Here is a 20,100-nt window from a genome sequence, read left to right as displayed (position 1 = left end):
TTATAAACTTCCTTTGGTTGAAGGTAAATTATAGCTGGCATCCGATTGATTAACTGCCATTTTCACTGCTTTTGCAAAAGCTTTGAAGATGGATTCTATCTTGTGGTGCTCATTCTCACCTTCTGCTTTAATATTTAAATTCGTTTTTGAAGAATCTGTAAAAGATTTAAAGAAATGGAAGAACATTTCTGTAGGAACATCTCCTATTTTTTCTCTTTTGAATTCAGCATCCCAAACCAGCCAGGATCTGCCACCGAAATCAATGGCCACCTGTGAGAGACAATCATCCATCGGAAGCAGAAAACCATATCTTTCAATTCCTTTTTTCTTCCCCAATGCTTTTAAAATAGCTTCTCCCAGAACAATTCCTGTATCTTCAACGGTGTGATGTTCATCTACCTGAAGGTCTCCGTTTACTTTGATCTTAAGATCCATATTTCCGTGTCTGGCAATCTGATCCAGCATATGATCAAAAAAGTGAAGTCCGGTTGAAATTTCAGACTGGCCTTTTCCATCAATGTTCACTTCAATTTCTATTTCTGTTTCATTGGTCTTTCTGTAGACTCTGGCTTTCCTCATTCCGGATTTTAAGAACTGGTAAATCTCATTCCAGCTTGTGGTGGTAAGGTCTGCGTCTTTATTAAAGCTTTGGTTAAGGAAAATAGACTTAGAACCCAAATTCTTAGCAAGTTGAACATCCGTACCTCGATCACCAATTACATAGGAACTTTCCAGATCATAATCACCATAGATGTATTTTGACATCATCCCTGTTCCAGGCTTTCTCGTAGGTAAATTTTCACTTTCAAAGCTTTTATCTATCAAAATATCACTGAAAATGATGCCTTCATTTTCAAAAGCCTTAAGCATTTTTTCATGAGGCACAATAAAATCTTCAGAAGGAAAGCTTTCTGTTCCCAACCCATCCTGGTTAGTTACCATTACCAGCTCATAATCCAGTTCATTGGCAATTTTTGAAAGGTTTTGGAAAACACCGGGATAAAATTCAAGCTTTTCCAGTGAATCTACCTGAAAATCAGTGGGAGGTTCAATGATAAGGGTACCATCGCGATCGATAAACAATACTTTTTTCATCACTAAATGTTTTTTAAAAGATTAATTAATTTTTCATTTTCCCGGCGGGTTCCTACATTTATCCTGATGCATCCCGGAATAGCAGGATCCCTTCTGCTTGTTAAAATTTCCTGTTCCAACATCTTTGCATATACCCCGTTACTATCATTTAACTTAATCAAAAAGAAATTAGCATCCGTTGGAAATACTTTCACAATGCATTCAATACCTTCAAACTGGTCCTGTAACCAAGTTCGTTCTTTGATAATACCACGCACATTATCCTTTAACCTGCTTTCATCTTCAAGGGCATTCAAAACCAGTTCCTGACTTAATGCATTAACATTGTAAGGTGCCTTCACTGTATTGATTAACCGGATAATCTCATCAGAAGCGTATGCAACACCTACCCTTGCCCCAGCAATGCCCCAGGCTTTCGAAAAGGTTTGCAGAACGATCAGGTTAGGATACTGAGCCAAAAGTTCCAGACTTGATTTCTTTCCGGAGAATTCAATATAAGCTTCGTCTACCACAACAATTCCGTTAAAGTTCTGAACGTAGAATTCAATGTCCTCAATGCTGTTCCCGGTTGGATTATTCGGGGAACATAAAAAGAAAACCTTTATAGGCTCTTCTTTAATTATTTGTAGAAAATCTTCCTTTATAATCTCAAAATTTTCATCCAAATCAAGTTGCAAAACTTTGTTTTCATTAATAGCAGCATAAAAACCATACATGGCGAAAGAAGGATTCATCATCAGGATGGCATCTTTTTTAGGCTCACAGAAAATTTTAATAATCAAATCGATCAGTTCATCACTTCCGTTTCCTATAGCTATTTGTGAAGGAGAAAGTTTTCTAAGCTCAGCCAGGCTGTTTTTAAGCTTTTTCTGGGTAGAATCCGGATAGCGGTTCCATTCTCCAAAAGGGCTTTCATTAGCATCCAGATAGGTAGGTTCACTAAATTCATTATGATCCCTGAAGCTTATATAAGGTTTTAATTTTAAAATATTCTCTCTTACTAAGGTATTGATACTGATTGTGTTCATATTATCGTTTTAATCTTATTGATACTGCATTTCTGTGGGCAAGAAGCCCCTCTGCCTCTGCCATTATTTTTATTGTTTTCCCTAAATTCTGAAGACCGTTTTTGGATAAATGCTGAAAGGTGATTTTCTTTACAAAACTGTCCAGAGAAACGCCACTGTAATTCTTAGCATATGCATTGGTGGGAAGGGTGTGATTGGTTCCGCTGGCATAATCTCCGGCACTTTCACAGGAATAATTCCCTAAAAATACTGAACCTGCATTCTGAATCAGAGGAATGTATTTTTCAAAATCATCCATTGCCAGAATAAGGTGTTCCGGAGCATATAAATTACTGAACTCAACCGCTTCTTCAAGGTTGTTCAATAAAATAAAACAGCTGTTCTCAAGGGCCTTTCCTGCCATTCCGTTTCTTGGTAAGTCTTTGATTTGCTGTTCAACTGCAATAATTGTCTCATTAAAAACTTTAAGGTCTGTTGTCAGGAAAATTACCTGACTGTCACTTCCGTGTTCAGCCTGTGAAAGCAAATCTGCAGCACAGAATTCAGGAATGGCCTGTTCATCAGCAATCACCAGAACCTCACTTGGTCCTGCCGGCATATCAATAGCAACTCCATACCGTTGAGAATATTCTTTGGCTGCCACTACAAACTGATTTCCCGGGCCAAAGATCTTATATACCTGCGGAACACTTTCAGTTCCTAAAGTCATAGCAGCAATTGCCTGAGCGCCTCCTGTCTTGAATATCTTTGAAACCCCGCAAAGTTTTGCCGTATATAAAATGGCTGGATTAACGGCTCCGTTTTTGTCTGGTGGTGTACAAAGAATAATTTCTTCACATCCGGCGATATCAGCAGGTACAGCAAGCATCAATACGGTTGAAAATAAAGGGGCCGTGCCTCCCGGAATATAAATTCCCACTTTCTCTATTGCTCTGTTTTCCCTCCAGCAAACTACTCCTTTTGTTGTTTCAATTTTCTGGATTTCAGGGCTTTGTGAAGTGTGGAACTTAAAAATATTTTCTTTGGCCTGCTGAATAGCCTGTTTCAGATCATTGCTAAGCTCCTTTTCCGCATTATTGATTTCTTCATGGGTAACTGCAATGCTTTTTGTCTCTGCCTGGTCAAACTTTTTATTGAATGCTATTAATGCTTTATCTCCTTTATTTTCCACTTCAGCAAATATCTCTGCAATCAGTCCGGAAATTTCTTCGCGTTCCAAGACAGGTCGCTGTACCAGCTCTTTCCACGTGTTTTTTGTTGGATATTGATATATTTTCATCTTTATTATTCTTTTTTACTAGAATTGAACTATTATTTTTTAACCATTAAGTTCTTTGGTTAAGAGTTATTAAGTAGACAGCAAAAGGTGTTTTAAATGGTATGACCCCTCAGTCTCTAAACTTAACTTATCTTAATTGTACTTTACTGTTCGTTACTTTTCTTCACAGTTTATTTAAATCACCATTTTATCAATTGGAATAATGAGGATATCCTGCGCTCCGTTTTCCTTCAGTTCATCAATAACTTCCCAGAATCTTTCTTCATCAATCACAGAATGAATGCTGCTCCAGCCTTCCTCTGCCAATGGAATGACCGTTGGACTTTTCAGCACCGGTAGTACATCTGCCACTTTCTGGATTTTATCATTGGGAACATTCATCAGGATATATTTTGAATTTTTTGCTTTTAAAACGGCTTTAATTCTGAAAAGGAATTTATCCAGAATAGCTGTTTTTTCTGATGACAGCTGAAGATTTTTTGCCAGAACCGCTTCGGATTTTAATAAAGTCACGGTTTCTCTTAGTCCGTTTTTAAATAAAGTGCTTCCGGAGCTTACAATATCACAGATACCGTCTGCCAAACCTATATTAGGGGCAATTTCTACAGAGCCGGAAATAACATGGATATCTGAAGAGATTCCTTTCGCTTCTAAAAAATTTTTAAGGGTGTTTGGATAAGATGTGGCAATTCTTCTTCCCTGAAAGTAGTTCAGATCGTCTGTCTCAATTTCTTTAGGAACAGCGATGGATACACGGCATTTTGAAAAGCCCAGTTTCTCTACAATCTGGATTTTCTTTTGTTTTTCAATTAAAAGATTTTCGCCTACGATAGCCACATCCACCACTCCGTCTTCAAGGTATTGGGGAATGTCTGAATTCCGCAGATACATAATTTCCATCGGGAAATTATCTACGGAAACTTTAAGCTGGTCTTTTCCGTTGTTGACAAAGATACCGCAGTCTTTGAGAAGCTGCAGGGACTCTTCATACAAACGGCCACTTTTCTGGATCGCAATTTTTAATTTACTCATTTCGTCTTTTTTGGAGTCTGAGTAAATAAAAACTGATCTGTTGAAATTTCTGAGGAGAATTCAGGAAACAAAAAAACCGCCTATTTACTCAGACGGTTTTAATTATTTTTGATTTTAGCACAAACATATATCAATCAATTCCGTCTAACAGAGATGATGATGATAATGATGTAATGCTAAAAAAATTGGTTTCATTGTATTGAATTATGATGCAAATGTAGGATTTATTTTTAAAATGCAAAGTTTTTTTAGATAATTTTTTGATAAAGATTCATCAGATTCTTTGCAATGGGCTCGTCATTAAACTTCTGAACAAACTCGAAACCCTTTTCCTCACGGCGTTTTCTTTCGGATGCATTTTCCCATAAAAATTTTATCTTGGCTCTGATGTCAAGATCATTTTTCGGATCAATATACACCGAGTCTTTCCCGCCTGCTTCAGGCAGACAGCTTGTGTTGCTTGTTACCACCACAGTTTTCGAGAAAAGAGCTTCTATGACGGGGATTCCGAAGCCTTCAAAGAAGCTTGGGTACACGAAAATATCGGCCAGTTTATAAATAACAGCCAATTCATCCATAGAAACTCCTTCCAGAAACTGTATCTGCTTTTCCATCTTATTTTTCTTCAGGAAACTTTCTATTTTCTGATAATATTTAGTCTTTCTTCCTACCACTACCAACGGAATGCCGGTGTCTTTGATGGCTTTTACCACATTCAGAAGATTTTTACGGTCTTCAATGGTTCCAACGTTCAATATAAACCTTTCCGGAAGCTTGAACTTATCTCTGGCAGCCTGGATCTGTTCCGGAGACTGCTGTTCTTTAAAGGCCTGATGACAGCCCTGATAAATGACTTCAATTTTACTTTCCGGAACTTTTAAGAACTCAATAATATCTCTCTTGGTCTGTTCTGAAATAGCAATGATCTTATCTGCCATATGTGCCGCTCTTTTAAACTTCCAGAAGTGTATTTTACGGTCAAAAAAAGAATAATACTGCGGATACCTTACAAAGATCAGATCATGGATGGTTACGATCTTTTTAATGGGTTTCTGATCCCATTTCAAAGGCAGCTCACCGGATAAGCCATGGAAAATATCAGCGCCTTGTTTCTGGGCATCTTTTCCCATTTTAAGCTGACGCGAAAGGTTACCTTTTGAGGTTTCCACAAACTTCACATTGGGACGTTCAAGAATATCTTTTCCGCGCTCGGATTTGTTTTTGTTGAGCAGCAGATATTCATTGTCCGGCTCATATTGAGACAGGATTCTTACCAGATCTCTTGAATAATTGCCCAGTCCGGACGTATTATGGAAAAAACGTTTTGCGTCAAAAGCAATTTTCATGTGTGTATCTGTTTTTGAAATTCCTGAAAGGTGCCAAAGGTATGACCTTTTTCTTTAAGCCACCCTACAAAGGTATCAAACCTTTCCACCATTTCTTTTCCGGAGTTTTTCACCGTAAAGCCAGGCAGCTTAAATGCTTCATCTTTAATGGATGCAAACTCCCATGGATGGAAATAAATATTAAGATACTTGTCTTTTTTCAATACATCAGCAGCCAGCTTTTTATAGATGGCTAAAGGGAAATTATGAAAACTTAACCAGAATAAAGGAATTCTGAAATTCGGGGATACAGAGGCAGGAACCTGCATTACATTTCCCTCATTAAAGTAAGTTCTTGATACTTTAAGGTTATTATATCTTCCGGGTAAAAATGTAGGATTAATGGATGAATTGTATGAATATCCTGCTTTTTCCACTTCTTTTTCATCTACCGGCATCATTCTCGGCATTCTTAAACCTGTAACTTTTGTAGAGAATAATTCCTCCAGCCTTTCTCTGGATTCTTTCAGATGTTTATCTTCAAACTCTGAGTGAAACCAGGTGTGGGAAGCCAGTTCATGCCCTTCGTTCAATAATCTTTCAATAAGATGTTTACTGTTTTCAGCAAAGACTACAGTAGAAAAAAAGGTAGCTTTTGCGCCATGTTTTTTCAGAATATTTAAAATATTTTCAAGCCCGTGCTGAGATATAGAGATTTGTTTATCAAAAGAGATCTCACCTTTGTATTCTAAAGGCATGTCGAACTCCTCGATATCAAAACTTAATAAAACCATTTAAAAATTTTTGTTTTTAATAATATAGTTAGGCCTTTCTTTAACCTGTTTAAAGATCTTACCTAAATAAATACCAATGATCCCCAGGATAATCAGTTGAATACCTCCAAAGAATACAATGGTCATAATTAATGATGCCCATCCTGAGATTTCAGTATGTACAACAAATGAGCGGATCACATAGGCAACGTATCCGATCACTGAAAGCAGTGAGAATAAAAAACCCAGATAAGCTGCTAAATAAAGCGGTTTCACACTAAAGGCAGTAATTCCTGTAAATGCAAATTTGAGCATTTTTTTCAGGTTATAGCTGCTTTCTCCTGCCATTCTTTCTCCTGCTGTAAAATCGATTCCGATCTGTTTATAACCCATCCAGCTAGTAAGGCCTCTCAGGAACAGATCATCTTCCTTAAAGCTTCTCATTGCTTCTACGGCGTTGGCATCCATCAATCTGAAATCGGAACCGCCACCTTTGGTAAGGTTCACATCGGAAAGGCTGGATAAAAGCTTATAGAACACATCTGAGGTTTTCCTTTTAAAATAGGAAATCTGCTTAGGATAGGTTCTTACTGTATACACAATATCATATCCTTCTTCCCATTTTTGGATCATTTCAGGGATAAGCTCCGGTGGATGCTGAAGGTCACCATCCATTGAAATCACGGCATTTCCATATGCATAATCCATTCCGGCTTTCACTGCCGGCTGGTGCCCGAAATTTCTGGAAAACTCAATAAATTTTACTTCTTCATACTGTTGCGACAGCTCCTCCAACTTCTGTTGTGTATTATCTCTGCTTCCGTCATTAACAAAAATGATCTCAAAATCATAATTCTTCAGCCCTGAAAAAACTTTTTTTATTTTTTCATGAACTAAAGCAACATTACCTTCTTCGTTATGTGCAGGAATGACAATAGAAATTTTCTTCATAGATTAATTTAAAGTGTAGTCCTTTTCAAAATCTTTGGTCATGAGCTCATAAATAACCCTTAGCCAAACTACGATACAAGGTACGGCTTTCAAAGAATATTTAATAATATAATTCTGTTTAATGAATTTCGGGAAAAGATCCGATGGGGAAAAGCAGGTTAAAATGATAACGAATACCAATAAACCGATAATAAACGGTGTTTTTTCTTTCTGAAGAGTGAACCAGATCATTACACCAGCCACCGCAATAATATACGTTGGCGATTCTGATCCTGAACTAAACAGTACTAAAAACAGCAACGTAGAAGCTAAAATCATTAATTGAAACGCGTAGTTATTATACTGCTTAATTCTGATATAAGGCAATGCAAATAACGGAACGCCAAAAGCTAAAAAGGTAAGATTGGAGATAGATGCATCCCCTAAAATCCTTCTTACAAATCCCATCAGCGATATATCCTGCATATTTCCCAAGACCTGATTATCATTATTTTTTGAAATAAGGGATGTAGCCCAGTCTGAATAACTCTGAATGACAAACTGAGGGCTGGAATAGGCCATTGGGATCACTAAACACAGGATCGCAATACCAATTCCTGAAAGAATAAATTTACCCTTATTTTTGATGAAAAAGAACTGCGATAACCCTACAACTCCGTAAAGCTTTACAAAAATCCCCACCACAATGGCTGTGGCAGACTGTACTTCTTTTCTTTCGTAAATGAATACTGCTGACAGCATTAAAAGCCCTACCAAAGCTACATTGAACTGCAGACTCACTGCAGCCGTAATGAACTCCTGCAGGCACAACAAAGCAAAAAGAGCTTTTTTAGCATCGGAAAACGGAAGCTTGTGGATTGCATACAGAAAAACGGCTGTATTGGCAACATTCCATAGGGCAATTCCCATCCAATCCGGCATTACTGCAAAAGGAGCAATCAGTAAACTGAAAAAAACTCCATAATGGTTCATGTCTGAATAGAGTTCAGGATATCGTAAATAGAGATTTTTTTCATCAATAGTGTTGAAAAAAACGCCCTTGAAAATCAGGTAATTGTTTATCGCCTGAGGCCCTCTGGAGAATTTAGAGAGTGCGGTAGCAATGGCTACAATAATATAAACCCCAAATATATATTTAGGGTTTAATAGTATTTTAAGAAATTTTTCTTTCAAAATAAGTGGTATTAGTTTAAAAACTTAATCTTAAACAGCTACATTATTATCTCTCAATGCATCATTAAGAGATGTCTTTTTATCTGTAGATTCTTTTCTCTGACCGATGATCAGTGCACAAGGAACCTGATATTCTCCTGCAGGATATTGTTTTGTATAGCTTCCAGGGATTACTACGGAACGTGCAGGAACTCTTCCTTTAATTTCAATAGGCTCGCTTCCTGTTACGTCTATAATTTTTGTAGATGCCGTTAGAACAACATTAGCTCCCAGTACAGCTTCTTTTTCTACATGAACCCCTTCTACCACGATACATCTGGAACCGATAAAGCAGTCATCTTCAATAATTACCGGAGCAGCCTGTAATGGTTCCAATACACCACCGATACCAACACCGCCACTCAGGTGAACGTTTTTACCAATCTGTGCACAGCTTCCTACTGTTGCCCATGTATCTACCATTGTTCCTGAATCTACATAAGCCCCAATGTTTACGTAAGATGGCATCATAATTACTCCTGAAGCTACGAAAGAACCTTCTCTGGCGATAGCATGAGGAACTACTCTTACTCCTTTTTCCGCATAATTTTTCTTTAAAGGAATCTTGTCATGAAATTCAAATGGACCTACTTCAATAGTTTCCATCTTTTGGATTGGGAAATACATTACTACTGCTTTCTTCACCCATTCATTTACCTGCCAACCGTTTTCCGTAGGCTCAGCTACACGAAGTTCTCCGGAATCTAATAAAGAAATAACCTCTCTGATCGCTTTCTGGCTGTCTTCATTTTGTAATAAATCTCTATTATCCCAAATGTTTTCAATAGTTTGTTGTAACGACATGTTTCTTATTTAAATTAGTTTGAAAAATTATACCCGTCAAAGATACAAAAAAGTTCAGCAAAACAGTTTTTAAGTTTATGCTTTTAATAAAGGTTCAGCATACGTGCAACCCTCTTTTTATAAGCAAAATAAACGGAGCCGTGCTGTCTCAGTAAATGTTCTTCTTCAAGGCGTATCTGAATCTGCATCAAAATATTTCCTGTTATCAGCAAAAAGAAAGCAATCACAGTAGGAAAAGTAAAGAAAAAACCTATAAGGCTCAAAGTCATTCCTAAAAACACCGGATTTCTTGAATATTGGAATAATCCTGTAGTGACAAGTTCTGTTTTCATGTGATTATCTATACCTATCCGCCATGAAGTTTTCATTTGAATCTGCGCAATGACTACCCAGATAAAGGCAATAAGCATTAAGCCGATTCCAGTATAACGAAAGAAATTCCGATCGAAAAGATGTATTTTTAAATCCTCTCCTACAGTTGGAAACACTAAAGGCAATATTGTATATATAAACAAAACAGCTAAAATAATTTTGAAGTACCAACCCACCAGTGCATAGGCAGAACCGTCTTTTGGCAGAACATTTGGGTTCTTACCAATTTTATTGGCAACTGCTATACTAATGCCAAGAAAGGAAACGGCGAAAAACAGAACAAAATAAATGGGGATAAAAAATCTGATAAAATCTGACATGGTTAAATTATTTATGGCAAATTTGGGAAGTTTTACGCTGCAATACTATTGCAAACCTTCTTTTCATACCGACATTTATTCTTGTAGATTTTGGCAGATAATTATTTATTAAGTTTTTGGCTCTAAAGCCAATGGCATATAAACGGGCTAAACCAGCTTCTAATGAATTTATATTTGAAATATTAATGGTAACTAATAGATAGATTCAGGAACAATAATGACGTTTGTTTATATGCTTTTATCACTAATAACAAATTCCATTGTTCGTTCAATATGTCTGTTTTCTATATATACCTCTACATAGTTCCCAAAACCTCTGATGATACTGATATCTTTAAAGAAAAGTTTTACCAGCTTTTTGTCTGTTTTAATAAAAGCAAATGTCCTGTTCTCCATTCAAATTGTTATAAAACCCTTTGGGCATGGAGATAAGCTTTGTTCCAATATTTTTCGTTCAGGGATGAAATAATCACTCCTTTTGAAGTAGAAGCATGGATAAATTTCACTTCACCATCCGGGCCAATATCATGAACAATTCCGACATGGGAAACTCTGCTTCCTCCAGCTGTGGCAAAAAATAACAGGTCACCAGGTTTCACGTCTCTGATATCAATATTCTTTCCTGTTTCAGCCTGATCGGAAGATCTTCTTGGAAGATTAAACGAATTTTCTTCAAAAACCTTTACAGTAAATCCGGAACAGTCGAAACCTGATGAGGTATTTCCACCAAAACGGTAAGGAGTACCCAGATATTTTTCTGCATCCTTTAAAATATCGTTGATAGATCTTGATACATTTCCATCAAACTTAGAATCCAGTTTTCTTAGGTTTTCAGATTTGGCTACTGTTTTGGATCCTGATTTCTTATTGGAAGAAACATTTTTTGAAGACCCGCAGGACACTACAAAAGCAGATGCAATCAATAATAAGGAAAGCTGCTTTATACTCAATTTTTTTTCAAATAACCCTGATCCCATATACGTCTGATTTTTACTTGATTAACGATTGATATACAAATATACACTTTATATTTTAATTATGATATAACTATACTACAACTATATGATAAATATATGTTAAAAATTTGATTTCCATTATTTATTACTATATTTGAATTCAATTCTGGCAATATGGCAACCTATGAAAGTTTCATCAAAATAAAGGGTTCTGTGGGAGATCTTGTTTTTTATACTCTGAATGGCAAAAATGTGGTTCGGAAAAAAAGCGGGTTCAATAAAAAGGCTTTTAAAAAGGCTCCGTCTTATGAAAAAGTAAGGCAGAACAGCTCTGAATTCGGGCATTGTTCAAAAACAGGAAAGATCATCAGAAAAAGTCTGGATCCTTATCTAAAAGATACAGGAGATGCCCTACTCTACCAGAAGTTTGCTAAGCTGATGACTGAAATAAAAGATTTGGACATTGTTTCCGAGAGAGGAAAACGGACTGTTGAAAACGGACTGAAAACTGAAAATGGAAGGAAAATTCTCAATGCCTTTCAGTTTGGTGAAATCAAAAATGTACTGTCAGAAATTGAGCGTCAGGGTCGCATTCTTTATATAAAAGGAGAAAAAGCGGAAAAGGCAGTAATAATTACGTTAAAGCTGGACTCTGAAACTTATACTGCTGAAAAAGCTGAGGAAGATTTATATTTGAACCGGGATAATATATCTTTTAAGAAACAGTTTTCAGATAATGATTTTGTTCTTTATTTTATGATCCTGAAGAATGAAAATAATAAAATTTCCCATATGGGATTTCTATAAATAAAAAACCTGCACATCTGCAGGTTTTTGTTTTATTGCTTATCTCCTTTCCATGTTCCGTATTGTGCTGGTGTTGGAAGTGTATTAGACCAGCTTCCGTTTCCTTTTTTATCCGGATTAAGTTTTCCTTTAAATTCTCCTTTTGACGGAAGGCCTACTGTTCCTACCAGATCTCCGCTACTACTCAAATTACCGGAAATATTATAATTCTCACTGCTAACATCGGAATGCATGGTTCCTGACACTTTCCCTGTCTTATCAACCACAAAATTCCACACTCCTTTATCTCCCCCTTCATATGTTCCAGACCATGTTCCTACATAATCATAAATTGTATCATCATCAGAACTGCAGCCGATAAATAAAAATGCCGTTAGTAAAAGTAAAAAAAGTTTCTTCATAGTTTCTAGTAGTTTTATAACCTAAAATCCTGTACTCTCTATTACATTCTATCAATGAATATCCTGTTATAGAAAATGAGCTTAATATTTATTATTTTTTATTTCGTGCAAATCTACTAATTTTTTATTCAAATTATCTGAATTTTAATTAGTGGACAATATGTTTATTAAAAACCAATATATTCCGGCTAAAATACAAATATTTTTCAAACAAATTCAACAACCTTAAATTTAGAGTTAATTTGTAAAGACTTATTTTAAAAACTTTCATCAGTACTATTATTTTGTAATGTGAATTTAGATGTAACATATTTTTAATTAGTTTTTTACTCTTCATCAATGCATATTTCCTATATTAGTGAAAAATTTAACCGTATCTTAAAATACCATGAAAAGAAAGACTTTTTTTTTGGCAGCACTTGCTTTGTGTAGTTTGGCAAATGCTCAAATTGGGATCAACACAACAACACCTACAAATACGCTGGACGTTAACGGATTGGTAAGGGTAAGAGGACTTTCAAATCCTGATAATAAAATTGTTGCTGCTGATTCCCAGGGAGTTTTAACACTAATCTCTCCTGAAGAAATTTTTGCTCCAAAAGCTTTATTAAATACTTCTATGTCTTCCACTGAACAAAGATTCACCGTATATGAAGGAAAATGCTTTCAACCCGGGGACAATGCTTCTTCCTGCACTGTTTCTTTAAACCATTATACTTCCTGTGCCGGGTTTAGTAATCCTGTAGCAACAGAAGTAGTTGTGGGACAAGGTATTAACACAAGCAACGGACAATTTTTAGGCTCATGGACCGCCCGATATATTGATAATAAAGGGTTTTCAAACACTTCCGCTGTTGCTAACCAAACGGCACCGGATTATCCCAGAATTTCCTATCCCGTTGCTAATTCTGCAAATTATTTAGGAAGTGGAAATTTTAATGGTCAATGCAATACAGATCTTGTAACCACTATTAATCAGACCACTGGAGATATAAAAATAGAATCTGTAAAGAGAAACATGTTTGCCCATCTGATATATCTTCTTTCAGTAGCACGTTCAAGAAGTTTATGATAAAAGATTCTAAGTGCAATAAAAGTGTCTAAAATACAATCCCTCAAAATCGAGGGATTCTTTATTTTGAGTTAGGCAATACTTTGAGAATACATTAAAACAGATAAATCCTTATTTCTTCCCAATTAAAAGAAAAAAATTATCTTTGGAGGAATTAAACTTTTAACAATGAAAGAAAAAATAGTTCAAATTACCCATTCTACAGGAAAGTATACTTTAGATATAGTTCCAGGCAGACTTAATGAAATGCAGGAACAGATTGACAGATGTTTAAACAATGAGCAGGCTGCTATTGTTGTTAGAAATGATAATGGAGAACAGTTCATTTACCCCTCAGAACTGTTGAAAAACAGCTTTATTGCGATAGTGAATAAAGTTACAACTTAAATATTGTAACAAAATTGTAAAAATATTCACACAAATATTTGTGCATATCATTTAAATACTTACTTTTGTACCACTTTAAAAATGGGGGATTGGCGCAGTTGGCTAGCGCGTTTGACTGGCAGTCAAAAGGCCACGGGTTCGAATCCCGTATTCTCCACAAAAACCGACACTTGAAGATTTTACTCTTCCAATGTCGGTTTTTTTAGTTTCTAATACATTGTTAGTTATGCTGACAGAAACACTGAGCAACAATATTCATTTAGGTGTTTTTTAAAAAAAATCAGAAATAACGCACACATTCGCAGAACTTTTGCCACTAAAAATCATTTTTGCCTTAAAGAAGTACAGGAGAAATTCTATCTTTACATTGATTGAAATTTAATCATGACTGTATAAGTATTAAGCCTTTAACATTGTTTAAAATCAACTTAAAATATTTATATAAATATTTTCTACCGTTAATATTATTTAAATTTGCAGTTCAAAAAACGGAAGTATTCCACTATCTTAATTCATATTTTATTATGACAGTTTTATTATTTACTGTTTTAGTCTTGCTAGGATCTATTTGTGCGGGAATAATCGGTTCTTTATCTGGTCTAGGCGGAGGCATTGTTGTAATTCCTATGCTGACCATTCTTTTAGGTGTAGATATTCACTATGCAATTGGCGCAGCTTTAGTGTCCGTAATTGCAACATCTTCAGGTTCAGCAGCAGCATACGTTAAAGAAGGTATTGTTAATATGAGGCTGGGAATGTTCCTTGAAGTTGCCACCACATCAGGGGCAGTTATAGGTGCATTAATTTCCAGTGCTGCCCCAAGCTCTTATATAGCCATCCTTTTTGGAATGGCTCTGATTTTTTCTGCAGGAAATTCCTTAAGAAAAAAAGAAGAATCTGTTGTCAGGGAATCCAGCAAAATTGCCATTGCCCTTAAACTACCTTCAGACTACCCTATTAAAAAGAATGAAAAAGTAAACTACGGTACAAAAAATGTTATAGGAGGATTTGGAATGATGGGGCTTGCGGGGATGCTATCAGGAATGTTAGGGATTGGCTCAGGAGCGTTTAAAGTTATTGCCATGGATACAATCATGAAGATCCCATTCAAAGTTTCAACTACAACGAGTAATTTTATGATGGGAGTAACTGCTTTAGCCAGTTGTGTTATTTATATCCAAAAAGGATACATTATCCCTGATATATGTTTACCAGTTATGATAGGGGTATTATTGGGAGCTATTATTGGATCAAAGATATTAATGTCAACAGATACAAAAAAACTGCGTAAGGTCTTTGCCTTTATAATATTCTTCTTAGCATTCAATATGATTTATAACGGAATTAAAGGCAAATTTTAAAGAATGAAAGTGACAGATGAAACCATACAAAAAATTGTAAGTAATGTATTAAAATACGGGGTCAGAACGGTGCTGATAACAGGCATTGTTGGAGGTACCATTTTGCTCTCCAAGCATTCTACAGAAATTGTTGATTATTCCCAATTTAAAGAAAAAGATGAAAGTATCTTCACGGTTATAAATCAGATTTTTCAAGGAGCGGTAGAATTTAATGGAAGCAGCATTGTATATATTGGAATACTTATTTTATTTGCTACGCCACTTCTCAGGTTATTACTTTCTTTAATCAGCTTTATTCTTGAAAAAGATAAACTATATACTTTTATTACCATTCTGGTAGTTATTATCATATGCTCAAGCGTTTATTTTGGATTTGGCCATTAATTTATAAATACAGAAAAATGTTTTAATGTTAGAAAATTTAGTTCTACGGAAAACCGCAAGGATTAAAAGTTTATAAACGATATCATAGAGAAATTGCTCTCCATATATTGTTTGCAAGCTCTTAATCAGCATTTAAATTTTCAAAGAACCAAGCTTATTTCATTTATCAATTTTTGAATACCATCTATTTATCCGGTATTTAAAATTACCTTTCAACAATTGAATATACTCGTTTTTTAAAACAAATATTTCTCAATATATAGGCTTTTATAGTCATTCAGACCGTCCAAAACCATCGCTATTTCTCTAGTAAATTCTTTTTCTTTAGATGATTTTCTATATTCTCTTGCTAATTCAAGTCTGATTCTTTTTGCCAAAGATAAATTTCCAAAAGGGTCAAAGTAAGAATCTACTCGGGAAAAATCCTTTACACCTGTCCATGTAAATTTTTCATCATTTACTTTATCCAAAAGCGATAGGTACTCAGAAATACATTGTTTGGATGAGATCGCTTTTGTAAAAGAAGCATTTTTAACCATAAAAAACTGTTTTTCAACTGTATTTGTTTCTTTCAAATGCCCAAATGCGAAATCAATTAACTTCCTGTTTACTTTATTGAGTTGATGCTGCATTCCCAATAAATTAAAAGATAAAATAGCATAAGCATCTTCCTGTATAAAGTGGTTTCTGATTTCTTCATCAGTTATTGTTCCAAAAGTATTTGGCTGGATGATTTCGTAACCGTTCTGTCCAAGATTTTTTTCAATATCATTTTTATGAAAAGCTCCAATTACAACCAATATTGTGTCTGACTTAGAATAATTTTCCAATACTTTTTGTATTCTCTTTGATTGAAGAAAAGTTCTATATAAAAATAATCGACGCGGGAAATCAAATGCATTTTTTTCAGGGTGACTTGTGTACCATGAGGCGATACTGTCTATATGTTTTTTGTGATCTGCAAAGTAAAATCCATCTTCAAAAGCATTTTTTTCTGTAAATGTGGTAAAGCCAAGAAAGCCGTTTTTTTGTCTTGTAAATTTTGGAATTTCCAAGTCCTTAATTCCGAAAGCAAGGTCTAAATCTTGATCGGAGGGCAGCCAATCAATCGGATGTAAAGGAATTTTATTTTTTCTGGCGTATGGAATTATTGTATATTGTTGTTCATAGGTGAATTCATAAAAATCATTCCTGGAAAACTCTTCAGGAGATCTTTCAATGCAAATAGCCGAAGGTTTTACCTTATCTATAAAGGCCCTTATTGCTGCTGGTTGCTGATTATAATTAATCAGCTGTGTAGAATGACCGACACCAAGTATTATCACTTTTGCTTTTTGTGCGTATGAAGATTGAACTGCTATAAAAAAGCAAAAAATCAATAAAATTTTTATTCTCATCTTTAATCTGTTACTTATCATATTATACTCATTAACTGTTGTCGATTGCTCTCTATTAAAATTTCTTTAGGAAGCTATTCATAAATATTCTTGATGGTCATTTGTGTGATGATACAGCTACTTTTCCATCTGTCTAGCTTTTTTCATTTTCTAATTCTTCTCTTACAATTTTTCGTATCTTTTGTATGTAACTCGATGCTGAAAACAATAATAATTCCTAAAATATAGATTTAATATTAAAAATATCTCAATTTTATATAAAAACACTGATATTTCTCAATATTTTTTACAAAATAAATGCTTACATTATCATCAAAACAAACTCTTTTCGGCTGGAATTATTGATCTAACAATCTACAAATTAATCTGTTAAATAAAGTTAACATATCATAAAATAGCCAGCAATCATGCTCACTATTCGACGGTTACAAAATCCCGTAAAAAAGATTTAATACTTAATTAAAAAATAAATTTTCATCTTTGCAGCCTTAAAATCAAACACGCTAGTTTATTTCATGAGCATTATTTTAAAAAAGCGACTTCTTATTGCGCTTGTATTGCCAACGGCCGCCTTATATTATGGGCAGAGTACGAAGGATTCTTTAGAAAAATCTAAATCTATTGATGAGGTGATGTTGGTAGGTAGAAACCTTTCCCAAACAGCCAAAGAGAGAAAAACACCTGTTGCAGTTTCCAATATTAAGGCAGCTGAAATTCAGGAGAAACTGGGAAACAGAGAATTCCCTGAAATTATGAAGTCTACTCCATCCGTTTACGTTACCAAAGTAGGTGGCGGATTTGGAGATAGCAGAATTAACATGAGAGGTTTTGATGGTGCCAATATTGCGGTGATCATCAACGGACAGCCTGTTAATGATATGCAGGGAGGTACCGTATACTGGTCTAACTGGACCGGATTAGCAGATATTGCCAGCTCTATCCAGATCCAGAGAGGTTTAGGAGCTTCTAAATTTGTAGTTCCTTCTGTGGGGGGAACCATCAATATTGTTACAAAAGCTACCGACTCTGAGCAAAAAGCAATGATTAAGGCTGAAGCTGGTAACGATAACTACTCAAGACTTTCAGCAATGTACTCTTCCGGGCTGAAAAATAAATGGGGAACTACTGTATTGCTTTCCCGTTGGCAAGGTGATGGTTATATCAATGGAACTAAAGGTGAAGGATATTCCTGGTTTTTCTCAACAGGATTTAAACCGAATGAAAAGCACGCATTCAACTTCATTGCAACGGGAGCACCACAGGTACATGACACCAGAAGATCTTCGGCAACCGGTGCTAATGTAGCGACTTTGCAACAGTTTGAAACGTATGGAAGAAGATACAATCCACAAACAGGAATGCTGAATGGTTCTCAATTCAATTTAGCCCCTAACTTCTATCACAAACCAATTGCTTCATTAAACTGGGACTGGAATATTAATGACAACCTGAAATTATCTACCGTGGTTTACGGATCCTGGGGACGTGGCGGTGGTGGTACCGGACTTAACGGTTCTATTAAAAATGCCAAAGGAGACATCATGAACTTCACAAATTCTGGTCCTGGAGGAGATGGTACTATTAACTGGGATATGATATACCGCTATAACAGAGGAGGTGCAGTAACCGATTATAACGGAAATATTTTTCAGAAATCAGGTTTTGTTGCCCCTGCAGGTTCTCCTACCGATTATAATGGACAAAATGTAGCTACTTTAAATGGAACCAGTGGTATTATCAGAAAGCAAAGTATTAATGCTCATGACTGGTACGGAGTAATTGCTGACCTTAATTACAAAAAAAATAACTGGACTTTTAACGGAGGAATTGACCTTAAGACTTACAAAGGAGCTCTTTACGATATTACTACTGATCTATTAGGATCTGATGCTTTATTTGTTAAAAGCTCAGTAAATAATCCAAACGGTTATTATATTGACCGTACAGTAAAGCCTGAACCATTAACAAAGACAGGAAATACTCAAAAGATATCTATTCACAACGAAGGTCTTGTAAAGTGGGCCGGTGTATACGGAATGGTTGAATACAGCTCTGAAAAACTGAGTGCATCTGTTCAGGGATCAGTTTCTGAGCAGTATTACAAGAGAAGAGATTATATGCTGTACACTCCTGGAAACCAGGACACCAAATGGTACCATAAAACAGGTTACATCGTAAAAGGAGGAGCTAACTACAATATTGATGATCATCATAATGTATTTTTCAATGCAGGAGTTATTTCAAGGCAGCCATTATTTAATGCCTTATTCCCTTCCAACCAGAATATTTACAATGATGCGAAGAATGAAAGAATTTTCTCTTTAGAACTGGGATATGGTTTCAAATTCCGTTATATAGATGTTAATATCAATGCGTACAGAACACAGTGGGATGACAGGTTCATTTCCAGAACATTCAATGCAGGCGCAGCAGATGTTGCTAAATTCTCTCAGCTAAAGCTTGGAAATGCTTATTTCTACAATGCCCTGAATGTTGGACAGCTTCACCAGGGTGTGGAATTGGAAGCGAAAGCAAGACCTTTTGCTAACCTTAGATTAAGAGGAATGGTTTCATTTGGAAACTGGAAATACAAAGGAAATGCAAACTTTAATATTCTTGATGTTCAAAGCAACCAGGAAGTTACCGGAGCAACTGGAACAATCAATATTAAGGATCTGAAAGTTGGTGATGCTGCACAAACAACAGCAAGCTTAGGAGTTGACTATAACATTACCAAAGCTTTCAGTATTGATGCTAACTGGGAATATTATGACAAATTATATGCACAGTTCAACCCTATTAACTTCCTTACAGAAGCTGACAGAGAAAGAGGAATTGTAAAATTACCAAGCTATAATTTATTTGACGTAGGAGCTAGTTACAAATTTGAAATAGGCCAGAAAAAATCTTTAACATTAAGAGCGAATGTTTACAACTTATTCAACAAATATTATATTTCTGAATTAAGTTCTAATATTCACGCTACTGATAAGATTAGTGCTGGTCCGGATGCTGGAAAAACATACCAGGAAGCTGGTAGAGTTTACCAGGGTGTTGCAGATGCCAATACTGGTTTCCTAGGATTCGGAAGAACGTGGTCTGTGGCGGCTACTTTCAGATTCTAACGACACCATCTGAATATAA

General features: G+C 35.6%; 20 protein-coding genes and 1 tRNA gene. 7 read left to right on the top strand and 14 right to left on the bottom strand.

Features of this window, described 5'->3' with window-relative positions; translation table 11 throughout:
• The 12 genes from hisB to EG339_RS17360 form a co-directional block, all read right to left on the bottom strand.
• A complete protein-coding gene (gene hisB, locus EG339_RS17410; RefSeq protein ID WP_123871212.1) occupies nt 1-1,095 on the bottom strand; it encodes a bifunctional histidinol-phosphatase/imidazoleglycerol-phosphate dehydratase HisB in 1,095 nt (364 codons plus the stop codon).
• A gap of 2 nt (nt 1,096-1,097) precedes the next feature.
• Nucleotides 1,098-2,123, bottom strand: coding sequence for a histidinol-phosphate transaminase (gene hisC / locus EG339_RS17405; RefSeq protein WP_123871211.1), 1,026 nt, complete (start codon nt 2,121-2,123; stop codon nt 1,098-1,100).
• A gap of 1 nt (nt 2,124) precedes the next feature.
• A complete protein-coding gene (hisD, locus tag EG339_RS17400) occupies nt 2,125-3,402 on the bottom strand; it encodes a histidinol dehydrogenase (RefSeq protein WP_123871210.1) in 1,278 nt (425 codons plus the stop codon).
• Between the two features lie 174 nt (nt 3,403-3,576).
• Nucleotides 3,577-4,434, bottom strand: coding sequence for an ATP phosphoribosyltransferase (gene hisG, locus EG339_RS17395; RefSeq protein ID WP_123871209.1), 858 nt, complete (start codon nt 4,432-4,434; stop codon nt 3,577-3,579).
• A 248-nt stretch (nt 4,435-4,682) separates the two neighbouring features.
• Nucleotides 4,683-5,780 (bottom strand): glycosyltransferase family 4 protein, encoded by a 1,098-nt coding sequence (locus EG339_RS17390; RefSeq protein ID WP_123871208.1) that lies wholly within the window; start codon nt 5,778-5,780, stop codon nt 4,683-4,685.
• On the bottom strand, nt 5,777-6,553 hold the full coding sequence (locus EG339_RS17385; protein WP_123871207.1) for a polysaccharide deacetylase family protein: 777 nt from the start codon (nt 6,551-6,553) through the stop codon (nt 5,777-5,779). Before EG339_RS17385 ends, EG339_RS17390 begins: the two co-directional genes overlap by 4 nt.
• Entirely contained in the window at nt 6,554-7,483 is a 930-nt protein-coding gene (locus tag EG339_RS17380) for a glycosyltransferase family 2 protein (RefSeq protein ID WP_123871206.1), read from the bottom strand. It lies immediately after the preceding gene.
• A 3-nt stretch (nt 7,484-7,486) separates the two neighbouring features.
• A complete protein-coding gene (locus tag EG339_RS17375; RefSeq protein ID WP_123871205.1) occupies nt 7,487-8,656 on the bottom strand; it encodes a glycosyltransferase family 87 protein in 1,170 nt (389 codons plus the stop codon).
• Between the two features lie 30 nt (nt 8,657-8,686).
• Nucleotides 8,687-9,499 (bottom strand): 2,3,4,5-tetrahydropyridine-2,6-dicarboxylate N-succinyltransferase, encoded by an 813-nt coding sequence (locus EG339_RS17370; protein WP_027375095.1) that lies wholly within the window; start codon nt 9,497-9,499, stop codon nt 8,687-8,689.
• Between the two features lie 83 nt (nt 9,500-9,582).
• Nucleotides 9,583-10,191 (bottom strand): methyltransferase family protein, encoded by a 609-nt coding sequence (locus tag EG339_RS17365; RefSeq protein WP_123871204.1) that lies wholly within the window; start codon nt 10,189-10,191, stop codon nt 9,583-9,585.
• A gap of 228 nt (nt 10,192-10,419) precedes the next feature.
• On the bottom strand, nt 10,420-10,587 hold the full coding sequence (locus EG339_RS24320) for a hypothetical protein (protein ID WP_164466454.1): 168 nt from the start codon (nt 10,585-10,587) through the stop codon (nt 10,420-10,422).
• 8 nt (nt 10,588-10,595) lie between these two features.
• Nucleotides 10,596-11,168: a C40 family peptidase gene (locus EG339_RS17360; protein WP_123871203.1), complete on the bottom strand. Its 573-nt coding sequence runs from the start codon at nt 11,166-11,168 to the stop codon at nt 10,596-10,598.
• Between the two features lie 153 nt (nt 11,169-11,321).
• On the opposite strand from EG339_RS17360, the gene EG339_RS17355 reads away from it, so the two are divergent.
• A complete protein-coding gene (locus tag EG339_RS17355; protein WP_123871202.1) occupies nt 11,322-11,954 on the top strand; it encodes a hypothetical protein in 633 nt (210 codons plus the stop codon).
• A 32-nt stretch (nt 11,955-11,986) separates the two neighbouring features.
• Here the strand turns inward: EG339_RS17355 and EG339_RS17350 are convergent, their stop codons facing one another.
• Entirely contained in the window at nt 11,987-12,355 is a 369-nt protein-coding gene (locus tag EG339_RS17350) for a hypothetical protein (protein ID WP_123871201.1), read from the bottom strand.
• Between the two features lie 388 nt (nt 12,356-12,743).
• Here EG339_RS17350 and EG339_RS17345 point away from each other — a divergent pair, with 388 nt between their 5' ends.
• The 5 genes from EG339_RS17345 to EG339_RS17325 all read left to right on the top strand — a co-directional run bounded on the left by EG339_RS17345 (nt 12,744) and on the right by EG339_RS17325 (nt 15,559).
• Entirely contained in the window at nt 12,744-13,427 is a 684-nt protein-coding gene (locus tag EG339_RS17345) for a hypothetical protein (RefSeq protein ID WP_123871200.1), read from the top strand.
• Nucleotides 13,428-13,595: 168 nt separating this feature from the next.
• On the top strand, nt 13,596-13,814 hold the full coding sequence (locus EG339_RS17340) for a glyceraldehyde-3-phosphate dehydrogenase (RefSeq protein ID WP_123871199.1): 219 nt from the start codon (nt 13,596-13,598) through the stop codon (nt 13,812-13,814).
• 83 nt (nt 13,815-13,897) lie between these two features.
• Nucleotides 13,898-13,971 (top strand) — tRNA-Ala (locus EG339_RS17335).
• Nucleotides 13,972-14,338: 367 nt separating this feature from the next.
• Nucleotides 14,339-15,175, top strand: a complete 837-nt coding sequence (locus EG339_RS17330) for a sulfite exporter TauE/SafE family protein (RefSeq protein ID WP_123872713.1) — start codon at nt 14,339-14,341, stop codon at nt 15,173-15,175.
• Between the two features lie 3 nt (nt 15,176-15,178).
• Nucleotides 15,179-15,559, top strand: a complete 381-nt coding sequence (locus EG339_RS17325; protein ID WP_123871198.1) for a DUF1634 domain-containing protein — start codon at nt 15,179-15,181, stop codon at nt 15,557-15,559.
• Between the two features lie 236 nt (nt 15,560-15,795).
• Here the strand turns inward: EG339_RS17325 and EG339_RS17320 are convergent, their stop codons facing one another.
• Entirely contained in the window at nt 15,796-16,884 is a 1,089-nt protein-coding gene (locus EG339_RS17320) for a hypothetical protein (protein WP_123871197.1), read from the bottom strand.
• A gap of 587 nt (nt 16,885-17,471) precedes the next feature.
• Here EG339_RS17320 and EG339_RS17315 point away from each other — a divergent pair.
• Nucleotides 17,472-20,081 (top strand): TonB-dependent receptor, encoded by a 2,610-nt coding sequence (locus EG339_RS17315; protein ID WP_123871196.1) that lies wholly within the window; start codon nt 17,472-17,474, stop codon nt 20,079-20,081.
• The last annotated feature ends 19 nt before the right edge of the window (nt 20,082-20,100 follow it).

This window comes from Chryseobacterium bernardetii, assembly GCF_003815975.1.
Lineage (GTDB): Bacteria > Bacteroidota > Bacteroidia > Flavobacteriales > Weeksellaceae > Chryseobacterium > Chryseobacterium bernardetii.
This window is presented reverse-complemented; position numbering and strand designations above follow the sequence as displayed.